Consider the following 20,895-nt stretch of genomic DNA (forward strand, 5'->3'; position numbering starts at 1 on the left):
AATTAATGACACAAAATTGCGGTGCAGATGATGGTGAAGCCAATAACCTATGGTAGGAAAAAGTATTGATCTATGTTAAGAAGTTACTTGCCGGATAGTTGTTTGCGGATGCGGCTAAGCGATTCAGGTTTGATTCCCAGATAAGCTGCCAGTTGGTGTTGAGGAACTTTTTGTTCAATATCAGGATAGCGGTTTATAAAATCAAGATATCTTTCTTCTGCAGTTTGATTTAAACCGGCCAATATGCGTCGTTGCAGGGCTACATAACTGTTTTGAAAGGCAATGCGAAAAAAACGTTCAAATTTTGGCACCCGGGTATAGAGTGTTTCAAGATCTGTTTTGCTGATAAGTAAAAATTCAGCATCTTCCAGCACATCAATAAAATACTTTGAGGGTTCGTCGGTTAAAAAACTCGATTGTTCTCCAATCCACCAATCCGCTACCGCAAACTGCATAATATGTTCCTGCCCGTTTGCAGACAAATAATAATGCCGCAAGCAACCGCTGTTTACAAAGCATTCATAATGGCATACTTCTCCTTCCTGCAGTAAGAATTGCTTTTTTCGAAGACGTTTAAGCTTTAATAAGCTTGTGAAATAATCAAATTCCGCAGCCGTAAGCGTAATATGCCGGGATATATTCTGGTGAATAAGTTGAAACATAAAAAATGAGGAAATGAAGATAAAAAATAAGATGACAAATTAAAGAGGTATTTGCTATTTGGTAAGCAGGCGCTTCTTCAAAATGATGATGTAATCTGCTCCCGAAACATTTATCTGTTATTGTAGTATAACCGACATAAATGGTGTTTTCTTGTCCTTTAAGTCGTATTGAAGACAGTTCATCTCTTGAAGGTTTTTTCACTTTGTATTTGAAAAATTTAGTATGACAAATCATTACGATATCATCATCATCGGCACCGGGAGCGGTGGCGGCACCATTGCTTATAAACTGGCCCAAAGCGGTAAGAAAATCCTTATACTGGAGCGGGGAGGATTTGTACCGAAAGAAAAAGAAAACTGGGATGCGCAGGAAGTGGTGACGAAAGGAAGATACCGTCCTGATGAAAATTGGTATGATCATACTGGAAAGCCCTTTAAACCTTTTATTCATTACAATGTAGGGGGTAATTCTAAATTTTATGGTGCAGCGCTTTTTCGTTTTCGTGAAAGCGATTTTAAAGAAGTAAAACATTACGGCGGCATTTCTCCGGCCTGGCCATTGGGGTATGATGTATATGAATCTTATTATACACAGGCTGAATTTTTATATCATGTGCATGGTTTGCGTGGCAGCGATCCCACCGAGCCAAAGGCCAGAAGTGAATATCGTTATCCGCCTTTGCCTTATGAACCCGTAATTAAAGACCTTATACAAAAAATGCAAAAGGCAGGATTACAACCTTTTCCGCTGCCTATGGGTATGAAGTTGCCACAGGACAGTTCGCCAAATGAATCTCCTGTAAAACTTGAAAATTTTGATGGGTTTCCGGATCCAACTGATTCCAAAGCTGATGCACAAACGGCGGCTTTACGCAATGTTTTGAACAGGGAGAATGTAACATTACTTACACATACCTATGTTGAAAAGCTCATTACAAATACAGACGGCACAAAGGTTACCAATGTAAAAGCACTCATTAACGGGGAGGAACAATATTTCAGCACCGATATGGTAGTTGTTGCCTGCGGTGCTGTAAACAGCGCTGCATTATTTTTACGTAGTGCCAATGAACAGCACCCCAATGGCCTGGCTAACAGCAGCGACCAGGTGGGGCGTAATTTAATGCTGCATCATAATGGTTGCCTGGTTGCATTTACGAGGAAGAACAATACGAGTGTATTTCAGAAAAGTATAGGAATTGCTGATTTTTATCATGGTGCTGACGACAGCGAGTTCCCGCTGGGCGAAATACAACTCATGGGCCGTAATGATCCTGATACCATCTTATGGATGGGCGCATCTTTATTTCCCGGTAAAACATATGAAGAGTTGAAAGCGATGAGTATTGATTTTTGGTTAACCGCCGAGGATCTGCCTTCGCCTGACAATCGTGTCACACTTCGTAAGGACGGTTCCATTGAAGTAAACTATACGAGAACCAATTATGCAGCTTATGAAAAACTGAAAGACAAGCTGAAGCAAACATTTGAAAAACTGGGTGAACTTGACCCTGATTATAAAGATGTACAATGGGGTGGTTATGATCTTGATATAAGCGGTATGAGTCATCAAAACGGAACATTAAGGTTTGGTACAGATCCCAAAACTTCTGTGCTCGATTTGAATTGTAAAACACATGACCTGGAAAATGTGTACGTGGCAGATGCAAGTTTCTTTCCAAGCTGCGGTGCATTTAATCCTGCACTTACCATTGCTGCCAATGCCTTACGTGTAGGCGATCATATTATTAACGAAGTATTGAAAGTAAAGAAATCTTCAACAGAGAAATTTGAAATGTTAGGTTCTTAGTTTTCTCAGAGTTGATATGAAAAATCAAGGCGCTTCCTTTCCAGGCAGCGCCCTTTGCATAGTATATGGAAGAAGTAGCCAAACAAATAACCATTAATATCAGTCACGTGGTGGAAATACTCGCCGCTGTGATTATAGCGGTTGCAGTAATAATCGCTTTATATAACTACCTGCTGCAATTGCTGCGGAAAAGGAATCCTCCGTCACTGGAAAGTATCCGTGTGAATTTCGGAAGTACAGTTGCAGTAGCGCTGGAATTATTACTGGGTGCAGATGTACTGGCTACTGCTGTTGCGCCGGGTTGGGATGCAATTGGTATGTTAGCCGCCATTGCTGTGTTACGTACGGCCTTAAATTATTTTCTTGCAAAAGAACTTAAAGAAATCAAAGAACATGTATCCTGATCGTTTTTGTGGAATTCTGTTGATTGTAATGCAGTTGGTAACTGTTACTTTAAAGGCACAAAAGTTAAGTGTTGATATTGCTGCTGTAAGAAATCATTCTTTACGGCTGCATGGTACTAATGCCAGTTTATTTTATCATTTCACAAAACACTTTTCAGCCGGTATTGAAGTCAATCGGTTTTTCGGTACTCAAAAAATAAAGCAGGGAGAAACAGTCAGGTTATCAGCATGGGATTTTGATATGAATCTTCATTATTACTTACCTGCTTCCCGCCAAATTATCTTATACCCTGTGTTAGGAATAAGCTATTCAAGGGAAAAGGAAGCAAGTTTGAATGAATCAGAACTGCGTCATTTAAAATATGTTAACACCGGCGCTGGTATATTATTCGGCAGCAGAACCTGGAAACCTCATATTGAATTTATACTTGCTAACGGCAAAAAAACAGAGCAATTGGTGATAGCAGGTTTAAATATAGAGCTCGGTAAGGAAAAATGAGGATTGCGTCAATCAGGCGACACCGCATCCATTTCAATTGTATTCATTTTACATCATGCGTGCAATGCCCATACAGGTACGTCGTGGTCTCAGCGGTTGGACACAACTGAAAGCCGCCTGGAATGCAAACCAGTTGTATTATTTCCAGGAAGCAATCGGTCTGGGCATCTTCATGGTATCAGCATGTTTCTTCGGCTCTATGTTGTTTTCTCCTTACAGCAGTTGGTATGCTTATCTGCCCGATGTGTTTTTAAGAAATATACTGATGGGTGTGGCAATGGGTGTAACGGCACTGGTTATCTTTTATTCACCAATTACGGCTCCCAGCGGAGCACATATAAATCCTGCAGTAAGCCTGGCTTTTTTGCGCATAGGCAAAACCTGCAGGTATGACACCCTGTTTTTTGTTTTGTTCCAAATAACAGGAGGGACAGTTGCCGTTTTTTTAATGCAGTTGTTTTTGGGCAAGTTGCTAACCTCAGCACCTGTTCACTCTGTTGTAACTGTTCCCGGTAAGTATGGGGTTGCTGCCGCCGCAGTAACAGAATTTAGTATTGCATTTATTACCATGATGATGGTCTTGTTTACTTCGCACCACAACACGTTAAAAAAGTACACAAGAATATTTGCAGCCTGCCTTGTATGTGTATGGGTGATTGCAGCAGGACCTGTTTCAGGTTTTGGTATGAACCCTGCACGTTCTTTTGCCAGTGCGTTGCCTGCACAGATATGGACAGCTTTCTGGATTTATCTCCTGATGCCTTTTGCAGGCATGATGGCAGCAGCTGAATTTTTTCTCAAAACAAAATTTGCAAAACAAGTAACGGTAAAAAATGGTATATGAAACAGATACTGCGAAATGGATTGATAACAGCATTTTTTCTTTGTTTACAGGCTATAACTTTTTCCCAGGTAACGAATGTGGAAACAGTTGGCTTTACAGTAAAGGATATGGATCGGTCTGTAAAATTTTATACTGAAGTACTGGGCTTCCAGAAATTTAGTGACGAAGAGTTGCTGGGTGAAGAGATTGAAACCATCAAAGGTGTGTTTGGTATTCATCTCCGTGTCGTTCGTTTGAAACTGGGAGATGAAGTGATTGAACTTACCGATTATTTAACTGCCGGTGGCAGAAGTATTGCAGAAGATGCAAAGAGCAATGATTTATCTTTTCAACATATAGCCATTGTGGTGAGTGATATGGATAAAGCCTTTGCACAGTTGCGTAAGCACAATATTGAATTTGTTTCAACAGCACCTCAAACATTGCCCAAAACAATTCCCGCAGCAGAGGGCATCAAAGCCTTCTATTTCCATGACCCGGACAATCACAATCTTGAAATCATTTATTTCCCTAAAGGAAAAGGCCAGGCCAAGTGGCAGCAAACAAACGGAAAAATATTTCTTGGGATTGATCATACAGCTATCGGTATCAGCAGTACTGAAAAGAGTCATGTTTTTTACAGCACCTTATTGGGTATCGAACGCAAAGGAGACAGTTGGAATAAAGGAACAGAACAGGAACATTTAAACAATGTACAAGGTGCCAACCTGCACATTACCGGTTACAGGGCTGCAAAAGGTATTGGTGTAGAATTTTTAGAATACTTAGTTCCCGGCCCGGGTAAAACATATCCGACTGATACAAGAGCAGATGATTTGTGGTTCTGGCAAACCACTTTTATAGTAACAGATGCAAAAGCTGTTTTCGATAAATTAAGAGCAGCAGGCGTAATGCTTATTTCAGAACCGGTACATCTGCAGTACAACAAACGGCATTGTATGGTATTTACAGCAAAAGATCCTGACGGGCACGCTGTGCTCATAGTACAGCAACAATAACTACAGATGATTCCCATGTACACAAAAATTAAAATATGCCCTGTTTGCGGAGATGAAGTAGCCGGTTTGCTGTATCGTTATCATATTGATAATGAGAAACTGGTTCTTCAACGGATCAGGGAGCATAATCCTGACTGGGCCCAGGAAGATGGTATCTGCAGCCGTTGTGTAGATTATTATCATACAGAAATTATCATGCAGCAGCGGATGCTTCCGGAGATAGGCCCTTATTTCCCGGTAAAATCACCGGATGATTTTATTATCCTTCCGTCTGCATTGCGTTTAGATGCAGATGTGCGTTATACCGGAAAGGGTGTTACCATCTGTTTTATTGATAGTGGATTTTATTTGCATGATGATTTAGTTCAAACACGCAACCGTGTAAAAAAAGTACTGGATATAACCAACCCTTCTGCAACTGAGGAGTACTTTAAAAAATCACACCCTTCTGCATGGCATGGAACCATGACTTCTGTAGTTTGTGCCGGTGATGGTTACTGCAGCAATGGTTTATACAAGGGAATTGCCTGTGATGCAGATTTGGTATTGCTTAAAGTGCAGGATGAAAATGGACGCATCACCACCGAAAATATTTCAAAGGCATTACAATGGGTATTGGATCATCACGTTGAATATAATATCAGGATCGTTAACATGAGTTTGGGTGATGATGAAGCTACCGGTTATCATCAATCCATGGTTGATCAGCTCGCACAAAGACTTATTGAAAAAAATATAGTTGTTATCGCTGCCGTGGGTAATGATGAACAGGCTTCTATTAAGCCACCTGCTAATGCGCCTTATGTGATCAGTATCGGCGGCATTGATGACCTTAACAGGCTCGATGACGAACTGTTTTCTTATCACTCATCGTACGGCGCTACCATTGATGGATTGTTTAAACCGGAACTGGTGGCCAATGCCGTTTGGATTGCAGCTCCTATACTTCCGGGAACAGAGCAGGCTAACGAAGCGGAATGCCTGCACAGGGCAATGATGCTAACAGATGAAGAACTTGAACATCAGTGGGCTGATGTGCAAAAAAAATGTACCTGGATTTTGCCGGAAGCTTCAAAAATGGATATAACTTTTAAGAGGAAGTTACTTACAGATCGGATTCAGCAAACAAAATATTTTTCGGCAAAGTACATGCATGTGGATGGTACTTCATTTGCAGCGCCGTTGGCAAGTGCCGTGGCAGCACAAATGTTACAGGCTAACCCGGCACTGGATGTATTCAGCATCAGGAAAGTATTATTCAGTACTGCAAAACGCCTGCCCGCTATACAAATTGAAAAACAGGGCTATGGTTATATCCGTCCCCGCAAAGCATTATTTCAAATTTTAAACCGGGAGGTGTTTATGAAAGAGCATGCATCACCTTATATCAATCGCAACAAACGCATGGTTGAATTTCATATACAGAATAACTGTGCACACCAGATTTCCCTAGCAGGTAGTTTTAATTACTGGGCGCAGGATGTTTTGTTAATGGAGCCTCATGCTAACGGCAACTGGAAAATTCAAATTCCCCTTCCTCCCAAAGGAACTTACACGTATAAATTTCTGATTGATGACAAAATGTGGGTGGAAGATGTTGAAAATCCCGTTCGGGAACCTGATGGATTTAATGGCTGGAACAGCATACTCAATATTTAAGCGTTCACATTCTCTTCAATTACGTCTTACAGGCGACAGCATCATTGCTGTTGTTATGCTCTCTTTGTGTAAAGTATTTGTATGGCAGTTATATGGTTGTTAGCGGTCATAGCCGGGTATCTTATGGTTGGCATTTGCTTTCTGCCCTTTTATTATTCAAAAGGTATAAAGATGGTAGATGAAGGAGTAAAGGGAAGCAGTTTTGGATTTTACATTATCATTATTCCCGGCGTTATAGTGTTTTGGCCCATATTGCTTCGCCAATGGATAAAAATTTATAAAGCCCCAAAAAATGAACAGGCAGCTGCGTAAACGTCATCGCATTGTATGGATGGTACTGGCCGTGTTGATTCCTTTCCTGGTAATTATATCATGGTTGCTGATACCCTCATTAGAGCCGGTAAAAGCTATTGTGAGTTCACAACCTCCCGCTTTGCCTGTAGTTTTAAGAACCATTCAGCGGCCTCATTATGAAATAGAGCTTCAAACTGATAAGCAGGGGCATTTGCAACTGGAGTGGTGGAGTAAAGTTTCATTACGTATTCCTTCTGCTGTGGTGTACCAGGTGCGTGAAAACGGTGAGCAACATTTAATCGGACGGATAGAAGCACGGGGTCATTACCGTTTTCCACTTGAGCGAAAGGATTCAACCGGCAGGTTGCAGCTGCAATTGTATGATTTTATTCATGAACAGGTAATTGATACCATCAATATTTCATTATGAGTACCGCATATGCAGCCGTGGGATGGAACCGGCAAAAGAAATTATATGACTTCTTCATTGCATTGTTTTGCATCAGCTATCTTGTTTTGTTTTCAGCACTTACGCTTTTATTTAACAGTGAGGTTACGTTTGAAACATTACTCATCCGCAGTACTTCTACACTGGCCTTATTATTGCTGCATGCAATCCTGTCTATTGGTCCGTTAACAAGATTGAATAAAAAGTTTCTTCCTTTTCTGTACAACAGGCGGCATTTAGGTGTTACTATGTTTTGTTTGGCAGCTGTGCATGGCATCTTCAGCATTTTTCAGTTTCATGGATTAGGTAATGTTAACCCGGTTGTTTCTGTGCTTACGTCAAATACTAACTTTGGCAGTGTGCCTGCTTTTCCCTTTCAGTTGCTGGGTTTACTTGCACTTATAATTCTTTTCCTGATGGCTATCACCAGTCATGATTTCTGGTTGCATAATTTATCACCCATGGTTTGGAAGTCCTTGCACATGATGGTCTATGCAGCTTATGCACTGGTAGTAATGCATGTAATGCTGGGTGTGATTCAGTTAGAAAAAAATCCGGTATTCGTCTGGATTTTATTCATCGGTACTGCCTCATTAATCATCCTTCATTTGCTGGCAGCATGGAAAGAGCGAAAGATTGACGGCATGAAATACACCATGACGCAAAACGGATTTGTATATGTATGTGAAGCGCATGAAATTGAAAACAGCAGGGCAAAAATATTCTGTATTAATGAAGAGCGTATTGCGGTGTATCGTCATGAAAATAAATTGTATGCTGTTCATAATTTGTGCAAGCACCAGGGTGGCCCTTTAGGCGAAGGAAAAATTATTGACGGATGTATTACCTGTCCATGGCATGGGTATCAATACCTGCCGCAAAACGGGCAATCGCCGCCGCCATTTAAAGAAAAAGTAAGCACTTATGCTGTGAAGGTAAAGGATAACAAAGTATGGCTCAATCCCAATCCGTTTGCAGAAGGTACGGAGCAGGAAGGAGCAACACTTTAGTAACCGGATTTTATTTAAAACAGTTGAAGATGAATGATGAATTTTATATAGGCTGGATGCCGACAGCTCCGCAAAGTTTTGCAAAGCATATAAAAAAGATATTGTTAGTAATTGGTCTGCTCGTAATTACTCTTGGTATTATACTCGCATTACAGCAGCGAAAATTTTCAACATCAGTATTTGAATACGGAATGCTTACAGAGGTTTCAGGGATTTATCAACAATATCCTGTTCCTTCTTTAAAAGTATTTTCAAAAACAGATGCTAACGGAAAACAGGAGTTTATTACAATGCCACTGGTAGGTTACGGTAAATTTGGTGCGCAGGGGATTATTGACGAACTGGAAAAGCAAAAGGGTTTTCGTTTTCATCAACATCAGCTAACATTAAAAGGAACTTTGATTTACAGTGACGGGAAAGCAATTTTGCAAATTGATAAGTACGATGCGCCGTTGGTGAAAGTGAAAAAAACGGAATCGTCTTTGAAAAATGTTGTAAAAGATTTGGGTACGGTTGATTTGATTGGTGAAATATTAGACCCCAAATGTTATTTTGGTGTAATGAAGCCCGGCAGGGGAAAGCCGCATAAAGATTGTGCCATTCGTTGTATTGCAGGCGGCATCAGCCCGGTTTTATACGTTCGTCAGCGTGAAGGTGGCCCATTATATTATTTATTGCTTGATGAAAACGGCAACCCTGTAAATGATTTTGTAAAAGACTATGTGGCAGACCCCGTAAAGCTTCATGCAAAAGCTATGCAGTATAATGATTGGGTTGTATTATATATCAACACAAAAACAAAACTGCAACGTACAGGTGGCTTGAGTTGGTTTAAAGAAAATGATGAATTGATTTATTGTAAACCTCTTTAATCAAAAGTTGTTTGGTTTACCGGGTCAGCAGTTGTTGTTTTTTAAGCAGCCTCTTTGCTGCAGCATCAACAATATCAACCGCCACCTCCTTTTTCGATTTCAACGGAAATTCAGTAACTGATAAATCATCCTGGATAATCGAAATTTTATTGGTGTCAAATCCAAAGCCCGCCTGTGCATCGTTCATAGAATTGAGTACCACTATGTCAAAATTCTTTTTCTTCAATTTCGATAAAGCATGTTTTTCTTCATCATTGGTTTCAAGGGCAAAGCCAACAGAAACCTGGTGAGGTTGTTTGATTTGCCCAAACTCAAACGCTATATCTACATTCTTTACCATTTTGATCATGAATGATTCATCATTCTTTTTGATTTTTTGTAAAGCTGCTGCTTCGGGTCGATAGTCAGCAACTGCAGCAGCAAAAACTGCAACATCCGTTTCTTCAAAATAGCGACAACAGTCTATATACATTTCATTGGCTGATTGCACCCGGATGATCTTTAAATGCTCATGATGCAATTCAATACAAACGGGGCCTGTTACCAGTACAACCTGCGCCCCTCTGCTAAGAAATTCCTGTGCAAGGGCATATCCCATTTTTCCGGAGGAGTGATTGCTGATATAGCGTACCGGATCAATCGCTTCTCTTGTGGGGCCAGCAGTAATCAGAATCTTTTTTTGATAAAGTATAGTAGAACCTTGATTCATGGTAGTAAAAATAATTATAACTCAAACTTAGGGTTTATAGCAGCTTAAAATGTAAGCTGCATTACATAGGCAACATTTACCTTAATTGCCATCTCTTTATTTTATAAGCCTGGTAGGTTCTGCCCTGTATAGGAACAGGATTATTACTGTTAATAAATGAAAAGGGTAGTGTTTGGCAGGGTGCTTTTGTGCAATAGCCTGTGATGTCTACATGCAGATGCGGTTCTGTACTTATACCTGTATTACCGCTCAGTGCAATCGTATCACCTGCCTGAACATAATCACCTTTTTCAACCAAAACACCCTGGAAAGTAAGATGCAGGTAACGGGCAGCTGTAGAGTCGTCATGTAAAATGATCAGGAAGTTGAGAGAGTCGCTGTTATTGGTATGATCATGAAATTGTTCTTTTACGTTGACTACCCTGCCGGAGCGCATTGCTGTAACGATGGAACCTACGGGCATGCGAAAATCATAGGCAAATTGCTGATGTTCAAAATGGCTATGCCTGCCACAGTTCCCCTGCAAGAGAAAATAACTATTGCCGGCAGGATAGGGAAGAAGATAACGTGGTTTGGATTTGTTGATGCACGACGTTGCTGTAGTTTGAGAATAACCTGTGCTATGAAAAAGAAGAATTAATACTATCCAAAGCCGGTTGATTTGTTGCACGGTTTTGATTTATTCATTTGTGGTGAAAAGGATTAACAATTGTTATACACCTTAATAATTGTTTCTCTTAAGGCATGGGCTTCGTCTGTACTGTGATAATAAATAATATTGGCAATGTCTTCCGGTTTCACCCAATTGTTGAAGTCAGCTTCCGGCATCGCCTTGCGGTTTTGTGGAGTGTCAATCGTACTTGGTATAACTACACTTGCTACTACATTTTTTCCTCTGGCTTCAATATTTATTAACTCCGCCAGCCGAACCACTAAAGATTTGGCAAAACCATAGGCTGTCATGTTTTCACTCTGAACTGCAGATAAACCCGGTCTTGCTCCAATAAAAAACATTCTGCCCTTGTTCTGCTTCATCATTTGTACAAACACCGGCCGGGCAATATGATATGTAGTTTCAAAATTGAGTTTGTATTGTTTCATTAAATCGCCGGAGGAAGTTTCACTGATACGTCCCATTGCAAATCCGCCAACTGTTAGAACTGTTGTATCAATAGTACCATGCTTCTTAATTACTGAAGCAATGAACTCCGCTGCAGCTTCTTCATTGAGCAGGTCCACTACCACTTTTTCAAATTCATCTTCGTGAAAGTTCATAGGCGTAGCATCATCGGGTACAGCTGTACCAATTACTTTATATCCTTCAGCGATAAATTTTTTTGTTACTGCCAGTCCAAGATTGCCTGTGGCACCTGTAATAATGGCTATTTTCTTTTTAGACATAGATATAAAACTTAAATTAAAAAATAGCTCCGCTTTTGGCGGAGCTCCAACACTCTCAACTTACTCCCAACTGAATTTTCCACCTGTTAACACCCTTAGTTTATGCAAGCTGGTATGGGTGGTGAGGTACAATGTTTTTCCATCATCGCCCCAGGCCATATTAGCTGCACGTTCAGGCGTAACAATTTTGCCGAGTAATTTTGCCTCGGTCGATAAAATCCAAACACCGCCGGGTGCTGATACAAACAGATTCCCTTCCTTATCTACTTTGATGCCGTCAATGGCTTCATCATCTTCCGTAAGATTCCAGTCGAAAAATATTTTTCCATTCTTTAATGTGCCATCTGCCTGTACTTCATAGCGCCAAACAGTTTTGGTATGATGCACATCCCGAATATCCCAGTTGCCCACATATAAATATTTTTCATCAGGCGAAAATGCAATACCGTTTGGTCCTCCGCAATCTTTTGCAACTACTGATACCTTTCCGTTTTTTATGAGAAACACACCCTGGTAATCCAGTTCTTTGTTTTTATCATTGAAGAAACCGGGCAATCCATAAGGAGGATCAGTAAAATATATGCTGCCATCACTTTTCAGCACTAAATCATTGGGACTATTAAAACGTTTGCCATCAATTTTATCTGCAAGTACTGTAACAGGCCCTTTCTTTTCAATACGGATCACTCTTCTGTTTCCATGCTGGTCAATAATCAATCTTCCTTCTTTATCAATTGCCAATCCGTTACTTCCCGGCTGACCATATTCGCCAATATCAGCACCTGTAAATCCGCTGTGACTCATGTACACCGTTACATTATGATTCTTTGGATTGTAACGATAAATGGCATTGGTGTTCGGGTCGCTGAACAATAAGTAGCCATCAGGATGCCAAACAGGACCTTCCGTAAATGAAAATCCATCTGCAATCTTTTCAACCTTTGTGCCGGGCGCAATAATTGTATGGAGCTTTTCATCAATCGCAAATATTTTTCCGTCATCAGCCCATGATTTATTTACCGGCAAACCATCTTTATAAAAATCAACAACCGCATTGCGTACCCATATATAATTATCCGGCAGTTTCCCCATTGTTCCGTTAATACCGAGAATTGCTATGGAGAATTGATCGCCTGCTTTTGCATTGTTTGTAAGTATCACACGGTTTCTTGTATTGTAACCGCTGATGACACCATTTCCATTTTGGCCAAAGCCCTGCATTTGTTTTCCATTCACCCATATTTCACTGTAATCATCCATCACAATTTCAAATACAGCAGTAGTACCTGTGGTATTCAGCCTTCCGATCGTAGCAGGAATAGTGAGATCTACTTTATACCACACGAATGATAAAAGACCTGTTCCCTGTCTTCTTTCCAATTCTGTTGGTGGTATTGCTTTAAATGCTTTATCAAAATCAGCTGCTCCTATTTGGGGATGCAGTTGATGCGTTTTAATGGCAGTACCGGTTGGATACAATGGCAGTTGATCGCCATTGGTTCCGGGGCCGGGTGTTTTGAAATCGGCATTCACTATATGTGCATTTTGTACAAACCATCTTGCATTAAGGATTGCTGCACCTTCTGCTGTTTTTAAATCTGCAATTGCCTGCGGTTTATCAACAGCCAGTTGTCTTGTTTCCTGTGCAAACAAAGCAATTGCTAATAGCAGCAGAAAAAAGAGGATGATCTGGAAGCGAATGATTTTATATATTCTGCTCATGGTTATTGTATTTGTGCTTTACTGCCTGCATTGGCAATATCTTCATCCTGTTGTGCACTGGCACTGCCACTTACTCCAATGGCACCAATCACCTGTCCATTGAATATAATGGGAATACCGCCTTGCAAAAATGTATGACCCACAGTTATCAATGCACCTCTGCCACCATTGATAGCGTTTTCTAACCGGGAAGACGGTGCTTTAAACAGGGCAGAAGTGTTTGCTTTTTTGGTAGCTACTTCACTGGCGGCTGCAAAGGTTCCATCCAGTCTTTCCAGGTAAATAAGATGACCCCCATTATCCACTACAGCAATGGCGCCTCCGGGGGCATTTACAGATTTTGCATATTTCACTGCTTCGGCTACAATTTTCTTAGCTGCTTCCAGTGTAATTGTTGATTGACTGATTACCTGTGCTTTTGCAAGTGTTACAGTAAAAAGTGCTATTGCAATCAGAATATTCTTTTTCATGTGATGTTGTTAAGAAGTTAATAGTTAAACAGGCTTATCGTATTTTACTTTTTTACCTGCATTTTCTTTTTGAATGGGTGGCCACTGCACATCAGCCTGCGATTTGAATTTGGGAATGTCTTTGTTAAATAAATCCCATGCACCCTTTGAGTGCTGAAGAATTAAGTGACCATCAACAATATTCCAATACTCAGGATTTACCGGTCTTCTCCTGGCAAATGCCATCGCATACCCGCAAAAGGAGCCGTATAAGGGAGCAAACATTTCCGGATGCTCTTTAAACATGTCAGCATGTTCCTGTGATGTGAAATAATAAGTAGCTCCGTTGTAGCGTGCTGAAAATTGGGATGAGCCTTTGATAGGTTTCTTGTCAGTAAAATAAGCAACAGGGTCATAACCACCCATGATGACCCCATCATCGTTGATGTTGTTATAGAACCCCTTTTCTTCGTCAGTTGTAATTTGTTTGCCGTTATGTGCTGCTACATCGGGCCAGTATTTATCTGCTTTTACAATATTGCCCGGTACATCTTTGTTCCATCCGTTTACTGCACGCTGATTGTGTTGTATAAATAAACGTCCACCCACAATAGAGAAATTGTTGACATCAATAGGAGCGATGCGACCCAGTGACACAGCGTAGGCACACCAACCACCAAACTGGGGTACATATTTTTCAGGATTGGTTTTGAACAGTTCCAGGTGTTCCTGTGAAGCAAATTGATATTTGGCATCATGATAGGTAAACGTAAATTTCGGGTCACCTTTTACAGGTTTATTATCAGTAAAAAAGGCTACGGCATCATATCCATCAAGGATAACACCGTTTGCATCCAGATTATTAAAATACTTTGTACTTTTTTGCGCCTGTGTATTGGCGGTTACAAATAAACAAAGGATGACAAAGATGGTAGCTATGAGGACATTGATGATTTTTTCCCGGCGTTCTTTTGTTTTCACAACAAAATTCAGGCGATTGATTTTTCTGCTTGTATCCATAAAATTGAATTTGATGGAACAAAGTAAGCAGGCCGGTATAACATCAGGTGTCGGTCATTTTACATAGTAGTATAAGTTTCAATGAAATATTTATACGGAAAAGGTAGTGGTTAAAGAAGTTTATGGCAGGAAAACAAAAAACCGATTCATATGAATCGGTTTTATCGTGCCCGGGACTGGATTCGAACCAGCACGCCCTTTCGGGCACCACCACCTCAAAGTGGCTTGTCTACCAATTTCAACACCCGGGCAATTGGAGGGGTGCAAATGTAAAATGAAAAATGTAGAATGAAAAATAAAAAACCAACCCGTGGCTCACAGCTAATACCTTGCAGCTTATTTTTTCAATTCTATCCTGAACGTTGTGCCTTTACCCACTTCAGAATGTTTTACAAACAATTTGCCCTTGTGATATTGTTCAATGATACGTTTGCTCAGACTCAGTCCTAATCCCCAGCCACGTTTTTTGGTGGTAAAGCCCGGCTTAAATACACGGTTGATGTTTTGTGAAGCAATTCCTTTGCCTGTATCCGCCACATCAATCAACACTTTGCCCGCTTCCTCTTTTAAAGTAACAGTAATGCTGCCGTTGCCATCCATGGCATCCAGTGCATTCTTCAATAAATTTTCTATTACCCAGTCAAACAGGGGAGGAGAAAGCGGGGCTACCATCGCATCACGTTCATGTATAAAATGAAACTGCACTTTTCCGGCGGCTCTTTTCTTTACATAATCCACCATCCGCTGTACCTGTTCTACTGTGTTATGCGGCTCCAGTTGTGGTACAGAGCCGATCTTTCCAAAACGGTCACTCACCAGTTTCAGCCGCTCTACATCTTTTTCCATTTCGGCCGCAATCTGTCCGGCCCCTTCTTGTTCTTTCAGCATTTCCACCCAGCCCTGCATACTGCTCACGGGTGTGCCGAGTTGATGGGCGGTTTCCTTGGCCATACCCGTCCACAGCATGTTTTGTACAGAACGGTTGCGGCTTTGCAGGGCCAAGAGTGTGATGATGATAAAGAGCGCCACAATTAAGAGCTGAACCAGTGGATAATAACGCACTTCATTAAGCAAACGGGTATGACCGAAATAGTAGAGATTGAAACGGGTGGAATCGTAAGGGTCTGTCCACTTAATAGGATCGTTGATGGCCCGGAACTCATCCAGTTTTTTGCGAACATACCCGGTATCAATGGCAATCTTCTGAGAGTCCAGGTTGATGTATTGCACAATACTGTCCTGCTCATTGGTCCAGATAACTGGCACATCATCATTATCCTGGATAATTTTAAACGGCAGCCTGGTGTCGCCTGCAGTTGCACTCAGTAAAGCATTGCTGGCTTCCACCCATTCTTCCACTTTCTGCCGTTCTTCACGGGCTATCTTCCGGCCGAGGTAGTTGGAATAAAAAACAGTACCGCTTACAATGGCTATGGCAATTACTGCCAGTAAACTGCGCCAGTTAAAAAATTCACCAAGCATATTTAAAAATAGGAAGGATTAGCAGCCAACAACTATTTTTGAGCAAATTTTTAAAACCCTTGCGTCAACCTTCTGTTGCAATTGTGATTTTAAACTGGAACGGCGAAGCTTATTTAAAGCAGTTTCTGCCGTCTGTTCTGGCTTCCACCTATGCCAACAAAAGGATTATTGTAGCTGATAATGCTTCCACCGATGGTTCTTTAGAATTGTTACGGAAGGAGTTCCCATCAGTTGAGATTCTTACATCAACCATGAATTATGGCTTTGCCAAAGGCTATAATTTTTTTCTGCAGCAGATAGAAGCTGATTACTACATCTTACTTAACTCCGATGTGGAAGTAACACCGGGTTGGATTGAACCGGTAATCGCCTTAATGGAGCAAGATGCCCGCATTGCAGCCTGTCAACCCAAACTCCTTTCCTGGCACGACAAGACAAAGTTTGAATATGCAGGTGCTTCCGGCGGTTGGATGGATGCCTTGGGTTACCCCTTTTCAAGAGGACGTTTGTTTGATGTGCTGGAAACCGATGAGGGGCAGTTTAATGATGCGGCTCCTGTTTTCTGGGCAAGCGGTGCTGCTTTTTTTGTGAGGGCTCACTGCTACCATGAGGCCAAGGGGTTTGATGAATACTTCTTTGCGCATATGGAAGAAATTGATCTGTGCTGGCGTTTGCAGCGCCTTGGTTATGACATCTATGTATGTCCGCAAAGTACCGTGTACCATGTAGGCGGCGGCACATTGCCCAATGGCAGCGAACGGAAAGTGTATTTCAATTTCCGCAACAACCTCATCATGCTTACTAAAAATCTGCCGCTTACACAGTTGATCTGGAAGATACCGGTTCGGCTGGGGCTCGATGCTGTTTCTGCCTTGAAAGAATTGCTGCTGGGTTATCCGTTATATTTCAGGGGCGTGGCAAGTGCTCATCTTTCTTATATAAAATGGTTGTTTCTGAAAGGGCATCGCTATAAAGCAGATCAGCCCGTTTTAAAAGGTTGGTATAGCGGAAGTATTATCTGGCAATATTTTGTGAAGGGAAGAAAAACTTTTTTGGAAATTGTGAAAACAAAATAAATCAATAAAAGCCCGCAACCCTTACATTTGCAAAGTAAAAAACCGATCACATGTCACAGGAAGTAATGGACAACAAAAAAAATGATTTCACCCGCAACTGGGTAGTATCTTCCCGTTTTTTATTTTATGTGCAGCTCTTTTGTATTGTTGCGTTTGTTATGGGCGGCTGTTATAAACTGTACAGCTATCGTTACAAAGGAAAGCCGAATGTAGAAGTGCCTTCCAGCACGGAGTACAACCCGAAGTATAAATAAAATTTATTGCTATATAGTAAGAACCGCCGTGAGGCGGTTTTTTTATGCTTGTACATAAACCATATAAAACAAAAAAAGCGACCAAAGTCGCTTATTCTGTGCCCCGGAACGGAGTTGAACCGTTACGGCCATTGCTGGCCACAGGATTTTAAGTCCTGCGTGTCTACCAATTCCACCACCGGGGCAATATTTTTATATAAGAACTACTTGTACTCCAAAAAGGAATTGGACCATTACGGCCATTGCTGGCCATCACGCATTAAGGCGTGACGTGTCTACCAATAATTCCACCATCGGGGCCCACCGTTTGGTGAAAAAAAATCCCGCTGTAGAGCGGGATTTGAGCGGAAGACCGGGCTCGAACCGGCCACCCCGACCTTGGCAAGGTCGTGCTCTACCAAATGAGCTACTTCCGCTTGTTTAAGAACTTGTGGGGTGCAAATGTAAAGAAGCAATATTAATCTCCCAAAATCAATTTGAACTTTTTTTATTGATACCGGTAAGTAACATAACCCAGCAGTCTTTTTTGTTTGTCATAACAGCTTTCTTTCTCCTTTAATCCCTGCTGGTTATAGCTGTATCTCCACACCAGGTAATTACTGCTGCCCGGTTGTACTGTAAGCATCTGCTGTAATTGGCCTGATGGATTGTATTCAAAAACAGATTCAGGTAATAATTTTTTAGCCCGGTCATTAAACTTTACAATATCTGTTAAGCGTTTGTTGTCGTAATAATAGTAGTACAAGGCAGTGCTTACACCGCTACTGTTAAACCACTCTTCTTCTATAGGCTGATTGTTTTCATCACACTTAAATTGTACTCTCAGAGTATCATTATTACGGATGCGGAACATTTGCTGTATTCTTCCTTCAGCGTCATATATCCAGTTGTGTTTCTCCGTTTCGCTTTGTTTGTAAGCATAGCTCTGTGTGGTTACTGTTAACTCTGTGAGCTGTCCTTTTTCATTGTAAGTATAAGTTGTAACAGAAAGCGAACTGTTGCTGCTGTCGCTGCTCCTTATGAGTTGCATCTTTGGGTTAAACTGGCTTACCAGCACACTCTGCATGGAAGCAGCAGATTGTGTATAGGTTTTAATGATATTGAAAGTGGGTGAAACTTCCTGGAAACAAACAAAGTCAGGTGTGGGTTCTCCTTGCGGACTGAAGGAATTGAGGATCACCTTACGTATTTTCTGTGCTTTGTATTGCTGCTGCAGTTCAGTAGTTTGCTGCAGGCTCACCTGGTCTTTATAGTAAAACTGGCTGTGGGCGGCAATTGGGAATAAAAAAAGCAGATAAAGGATTTTTTGTAACATGTGTGCTGAATTAGATCAAAGATATTCCTGCTAAATGAAACGTATGAAGCTTTCTTTATATTTTTAGCAAAACTTAAAAAAGAAATGTCGCACGGAAAAGAACGGAAAGAAAAACTGTGCTTAAACTGTAATGCAAGGGTTTTTGGCCCTTACTGTCATGTATGTGGCCAGCATAATATTGAGCCCAAGGAAACGGTATGGGAGCTGATAGTTCATTTTTTCAATGATATCACGCATTTTGAAGGCAAGTTTATTTCTTCACTCCGCTATCTTTTATTCAAACCGGGATTGTTAACGCTGGAGTATGAACGGGGCCGCCGTGCTTCTTATATGAACCCGGTGCGTATGTATGTATTTGCATCTGCATTTTTCTTTATCCTGTTTTTCAGCTTCTTTTCAGAAAAAACAAAAAGCCCAATACGTATAAATCAAGATGCGGACAGCAGCAGTACAAAAATTCCTGCTGTCAACTTCAGTAATAAAAGATTGCTGGAAGAAGGTTTGAAGGATGCAAAAACAGCGGAAGACTCAGCCGCAGTTTACAAAGTGTTCGGAACAAAAACTGAAAAAGCTTCCGGCAAAGAGGATTCAGCAACTACCGGTATGCTGGGCATAACTGATAAGACATACCAAACCATTGCTGAATACGATTCTGCTCAACAGGCGTTGACTGAAGAAAAAAGAGATAACTGGTTAGAGCGACTCATGAACAAACGCATTATTGTTGTAAATGAAAAATACAAGGGCGACTTAAAAGCTTTTAATAAAGATGTAAAAGATAAAACACTGCACTCCATACCCAAAGTGTTATTTATTTCATTACCGGTGTTTGCTTTCTTTCTGTTCCTGCTCTACATACGGCACAAACGCTTTTTTTATGTAACACATATCATTTTTACCATTCATCTGTATGTGTTTTATTTCATCATGCTTTTGTTCCTGTTTACAAGTAATGAAATAGAAGCCGCTGCTGCATGGTGGCCGGGAACTCTTATCAGTTTGATTATCGGATTCTACATGTATATCTACCTGTACAAAGCCATGCGTCGTTTGTATGCACAGGGCAGGGCTAAAACCATACTCAAGTATTTTATCCTGTTATTTTTTACTGTTATACTTTTTGCACTTTTAAGCGTAGGCTTATTTTCTTACACTATTTTCAATGTTTAATCAATGAATCAACAAAATATCAGTATTGCTTTTTTACGTCTTGTTCAGATTATGGAAGAGTTGAGGGAGCAATGCCCCTGGGATAAAAAACAAACCATCCAAACACTGCGGCCGCTTACCATTGAGGAAACTTATGAACTGGCCGATGCTATTGATAACAACAACTGGCAACAGATCAAAGAGGAGCTGGGCGATTTACTGCTGCACATTGTTTTTTACTCACGCATTGGTGCCGAACAGCAACAGTTCAGCATTGATGAAATGATCCATGGAATTTGTGATAAACTGGTGGCCCGTCACCCGCATATCTATGGCGAAGTAAAAGTGCAGGATGAAGAAGAAGTAAAACGTAACTGGGAGAAACTGAAGATGAAAGAAGGAAAAACTTCGGTGCTGCAGGGAGTACCTGTTTCACTTCCATCTATGGTAAAAGCCATCCGCATCCAGGAAAAAGCAAAACGGGTGGGCTTTGAATGGGATCATAAAGAACAGGTGTTTGATAAAATTACAGAAGAGCTGCAGGAGTTAAAAGAAGTAGTGGCCGCAGGAGATGCTGATAAAATGGAAGATGAAATGGGCGATGTGTTCTTCTCACTCATCAATTATGCACGGTTTTTGCAGGTGGATGCAGATCTTGCGCTGGAACGAACCAATAAAAAATTCATCACCCGTTTTCAACGCATGGAACAGGTAGCATTGAGCGAAGGAAAACAACTGCATCAAATGACGCTGGAAGAAATGGATGCTATCTGGAACCGCATTAAACATTTAAACAAAGAAGAACCGGCCTCCTGATT

The 20,895-nt window shown here is 41.0% G+C and carries 22 protein-coding genes and 3 tRNA genes; 13 read left to right on the plus strand and 12 right to left on the minus strand.

Features of this window, described 5'->3' with window-relative positions; genetic code table 11:
* Window positions 1-83: 83 nt before the first annotated feature.
* Window positions 84-662 (minus strand): Crp/Fnr family transcriptional regulator, encoded by a 579-nt coding sequence (locus tag PDL71_RS08185; protein ID WP_407527880.1) that lies wholly within the window; start codon window positions 660-662, stop codon window positions 84-86.
* A gap of 223 nt (window positions 663-885) precedes the next feature.
* On the opposite strand from PDL71_RS08185, the gene PDL71_RS08190 reads away from it, so the two are divergent.
* The 9 genes from PDL71_RS08190 (at window position 886) to PDL71_RS08230 (ending at window position 9,500) form a co-directional block, all read left to right on the plus strand.
* Window positions 886-2,472, plus strand: coding sequence for a GMC oxidoreductase (locus PDL71_RS08190; protein WP_407527882.1), 1,587 nt, complete (start codon window positions 886-888; stop codon window positions 2,470-2,472).
* Between the two features lie 65 nt (window positions 2,473-2,537).
* The gene (locus tag PDL71_RS08195) at window positions 2,538-2,876 is read left to right on the plus strand and encodes a DUF1622 domain-containing protein (protein WP_407527885.1); all 339 of its coding nucleotides are present in this window, start codon (window positions 2,538-2,540) and stop codon (window positions 2,874-2,876) included.
* Complete coding sequence (locus PDL71_RS08200) at window positions 2,836-3,375, plus strand: hypothetical protein (protein ID WP_407527887.1); 540 nt, start codon at window positions 2,836-2,838, stop codon at window positions 3,373-3,375. Before PDL71_RS08195 ends, PDL71_RS08200 begins: the two co-directional genes overlap by 41 nt.
* 55 nt (window positions 3,376-3,430) lie before the next feature.
* A complete protein-coding gene (locus PDL71_RS08205) occupies window positions 3,431-4,219 on the plus strand; it encodes an MIP/aquaporin family protein (RefSeq protein ID WP_407527890.1) in 789 nt (262 codons plus the stop codon).
* Window positions 4,216-5,217, plus strand: coding sequence for a VOC family protein (locus PDL71_RS08210; protein ID WP_407527892.1), 1,002 nt, complete (start codon window positions 4,216-4,218; stop codon window positions 5,215-5,217). Before PDL71_RS08205 ends, PDL71_RS08210 begins: the two co-directional genes overlap by 4 nt.
* Window positions 5,218-5,232: 15 nt before the next feature.
* Window positions 5,233-6,876 carry a S8 family serine peptidase gene (locus tag PDL71_RS08215; RefSeq protein WP_407527894.1) on the plus strand — a complete coding sequence of 548 codons (1,644 nt, stop codon included), beginning with the start codon at window positions 5,233-5,235 and terminating at the stop codon, window positions 6,874-6,876.
* 292 nt (window positions 6,877-7,168) lie between these two features.
* The gene (locus PDL71_RS08220; RefSeq protein ID WP_407527897.1) at window positions 7,169-7,600 is read left to right on the plus strand and encodes a hypothetical protein; all 432 of its coding nucleotides are present in this window, start codon (window positions 7,169-7,171) and stop codon (window positions 7,598-7,600) included.
* Window positions 7,597-8,628 carry a Rieske 2Fe-2S domain-containing protein gene (locus PDL71_RS08225; RefSeq protein WP_407527900.1) on the plus strand — a complete coding sequence of 344 codons (1,032 nt, stop codon included), beginning with the start codon at window positions 7,597-7,599 and terminating at the stop codon, window positions 8,626-8,628. Before PDL71_RS08220 ends, PDL71_RS08225 begins: the two co-directional genes overlap by 4 nt.
* 29 nt (window positions 8,629-8,657) lie before the next feature.
* Window positions 8,658-9,500, plus strand: coding sequence for a hypothetical protein (locus PDL71_RS08230; protein WP_407527902.1), 843 nt, complete (start codon window positions 8,658-8,660; stop codon window positions 9,498-9,500).
* 16 nt (window positions 9,501-9,516) lie between these two features.
* Here the strand turns inward: PDL71_RS08230 and PDL71_RS08235 are convergent, their stop codons facing one another.
* From PDL71_RS08235 to PDL71_RS08270, 8 genes are all read right to left on the minus strand, one after another.
* The gene (locus PDL71_RS08235) at window positions 9,517-10,209 is read right to left on the minus strand and encodes a phosphopantothenoylcysteine decarboxylase (RefSeq protein ID WP_407527905.1); all 693 of its coding nucleotides are present in this window, start codon (window positions 10,207-10,209) and stop codon (window positions 9,517-9,519) included.
* Between the two features lie 76 nt (window positions 10,210-10,285).
* Window positions 10,286-10,672 (minus strand): M23 family metallopeptidase, encoded by a 387-nt coding sequence (locus PDL71_RS08240; protein WP_407527907.1) that lies wholly within the window; start codon window positions 10,670-10,672, stop codon window positions 10,286-10,288.
* A gap of 239 nt (window positions 10,673-10,911) precedes the next feature.
* Window positions 10,912-11,610 (minus strand): SDR family NAD(P)-dependent oxidoreductase, encoded by a 699-nt coding sequence (locus PDL71_RS08245; protein ID WP_407527910.1) that lies wholly within the window; start codon window positions 11,608-11,610, stop codon window positions 10,912-10,914.
* Between the two features lie 60 nt (window positions 11,611-11,670).
* Window positions 11,671-13,332 carry an SMP-30/gluconolactonase/LRE family protein gene (locus PDL71_RS08250; protein WP_407527913.1) on the minus strand — a complete coding sequence of 554 codons (1,662 nt, stop codon included), beginning with the start codon at window positions 13,330-13,332 and terminating at the stop codon, window positions 11,671-11,673.
* A 2-nt stretch (window positions 13,333-13,334) separates the two neighbouring features.
* Window positions 13,335-13,802, minus strand: coding sequence for a GlcG/HbpS family heme-binding protein (locus PDL71_RS08255; RefSeq protein ID WP_407527915.1), 468 nt, complete (start codon window positions 13,800-13,802; stop codon window positions 13,335-13,337).
* Window positions 13,803-13,826: 24 nt separating this feature from the next.
* Window positions 13,827-14,801 (minus strand): YHS domain-containing (seleno)protein, encoded by a 975-nt coding sequence (locus tag PDL71_RS08260; protein ID WP_407527918.1) that lies wholly within the window; start codon window positions 14,799-14,801, stop codon window positions 13,827-13,829.
* Between the two features lie 167 nt (window positions 14,802-14,968).
* A tRNA-Leu gene (locus PDL71_RS08265) sits at window positions 14,969-15,052 on the minus strand.
* Between the two features lie 85 nt (window positions 15,053-15,137).
* Window positions 15,138-16,283, minus strand: coding sequence for a sensor histidine kinase (locus PDL71_RS08270; protein WP_407527921.1), 1,146 nt, complete (start codon window positions 16,281-16,283; stop codon window positions 15,138-15,140).
* Between the two features lie 38 nt (window positions 16,284-16,321).
* Here PDL71_RS08270 and PDL71_RS08275 point away from each other — a divergent pair, with 38 nt between their 5' ends.
* Entirely contained in the window at window positions 16,322-17,359 is a 1,038-nt protein-coding gene (locus PDL71_RS08275; protein WP_407527924.1) for a glycosyltransferase family 2 protein, read from the plus strand.
* A 50-nt stretch (window positions 17,360-17,409) separates the two neighbouring features.
* Window positions 17,410-17,613 carry a hypothetical protein gene (locus PDL71_RS08280; protein ID WP_407527927.1) on the plus strand — a complete coding sequence of 68 codons (204 nt, stop codon included), beginning with the start codon at window positions 17,410-17,412 and terminating at the stop codon, window positions 17,611-17,613.
* Between the two features lie 99 nt (window positions 17,614-17,712).
* On the opposite strand, the gene PDL71_RS08285 is transcribed toward PDL71_RS08280, so the two are convergent.
* The 3 genes from PDL71_RS08285 to PDL71_RS08295 form a co-directional block, all read right to left on the minus strand.
* A tRNA-Leu gene (locus PDL71_RS08285) sits at window positions 17,713-17,798 on the minus strand.
* Window positions 17,799-17,956: 158 nt separating this feature from the next.
* Window positions 17,957-18,029: transfer RNA gene (locus tag PDL71_RS08290), tRNA-Gly, on the minus strand.
* 71 nt (window positions 18,030-18,100) lie between these two features.
* On the minus strand, window positions 18,101-18,928 hold the full coding sequence (locus PDL71_RS08295; RefSeq protein ID WP_407527930.1) for a hypothetical protein: 828 nt from the start codon (window positions 18,926-18,928) through the stop codon (window positions 18,101-18,103).
* 84 nt (window positions 18,929-19,012) lie between these two features.
* Here PDL71_RS08295 and PDL71_RS08300 point away from each other — a divergent pair, with 84 nt between their 5' ends.
* Window positions 19,013-20,098, plus strand: coding sequence for a DUF3667 domain-containing protein (locus tag PDL71_RS08300; protein WP_407527932.1), 1,086 nt, complete (start codon window positions 19,013-19,015; stop codon window positions 20,096-20,098).
* 3 nt (window positions 20,099-20,101) lie between these two features.
* A complete protein-coding gene (gene mazG, locus PDL71_RS08305) occupies window positions 20,102-20,893 on the plus strand; it encodes a nucleoside triphosphate pyrophosphohydrolase (RefSeq protein ID WP_407527935.1) in 792 nt (263 codons plus the stop codon).
* Window positions 20,894-20,895: the final 2 nt, after the last annotated feature.

Origin of the sequence: Lacibacter sp. MH-610 (genome assembly GCF_045780045.1) — a bacterium.
Classification (GTDB): domain Bacteria; phylum Bacteroidota; class Bacteroidia; order Chitinophagales; family Chitinophagaceae; genus Lacibacter.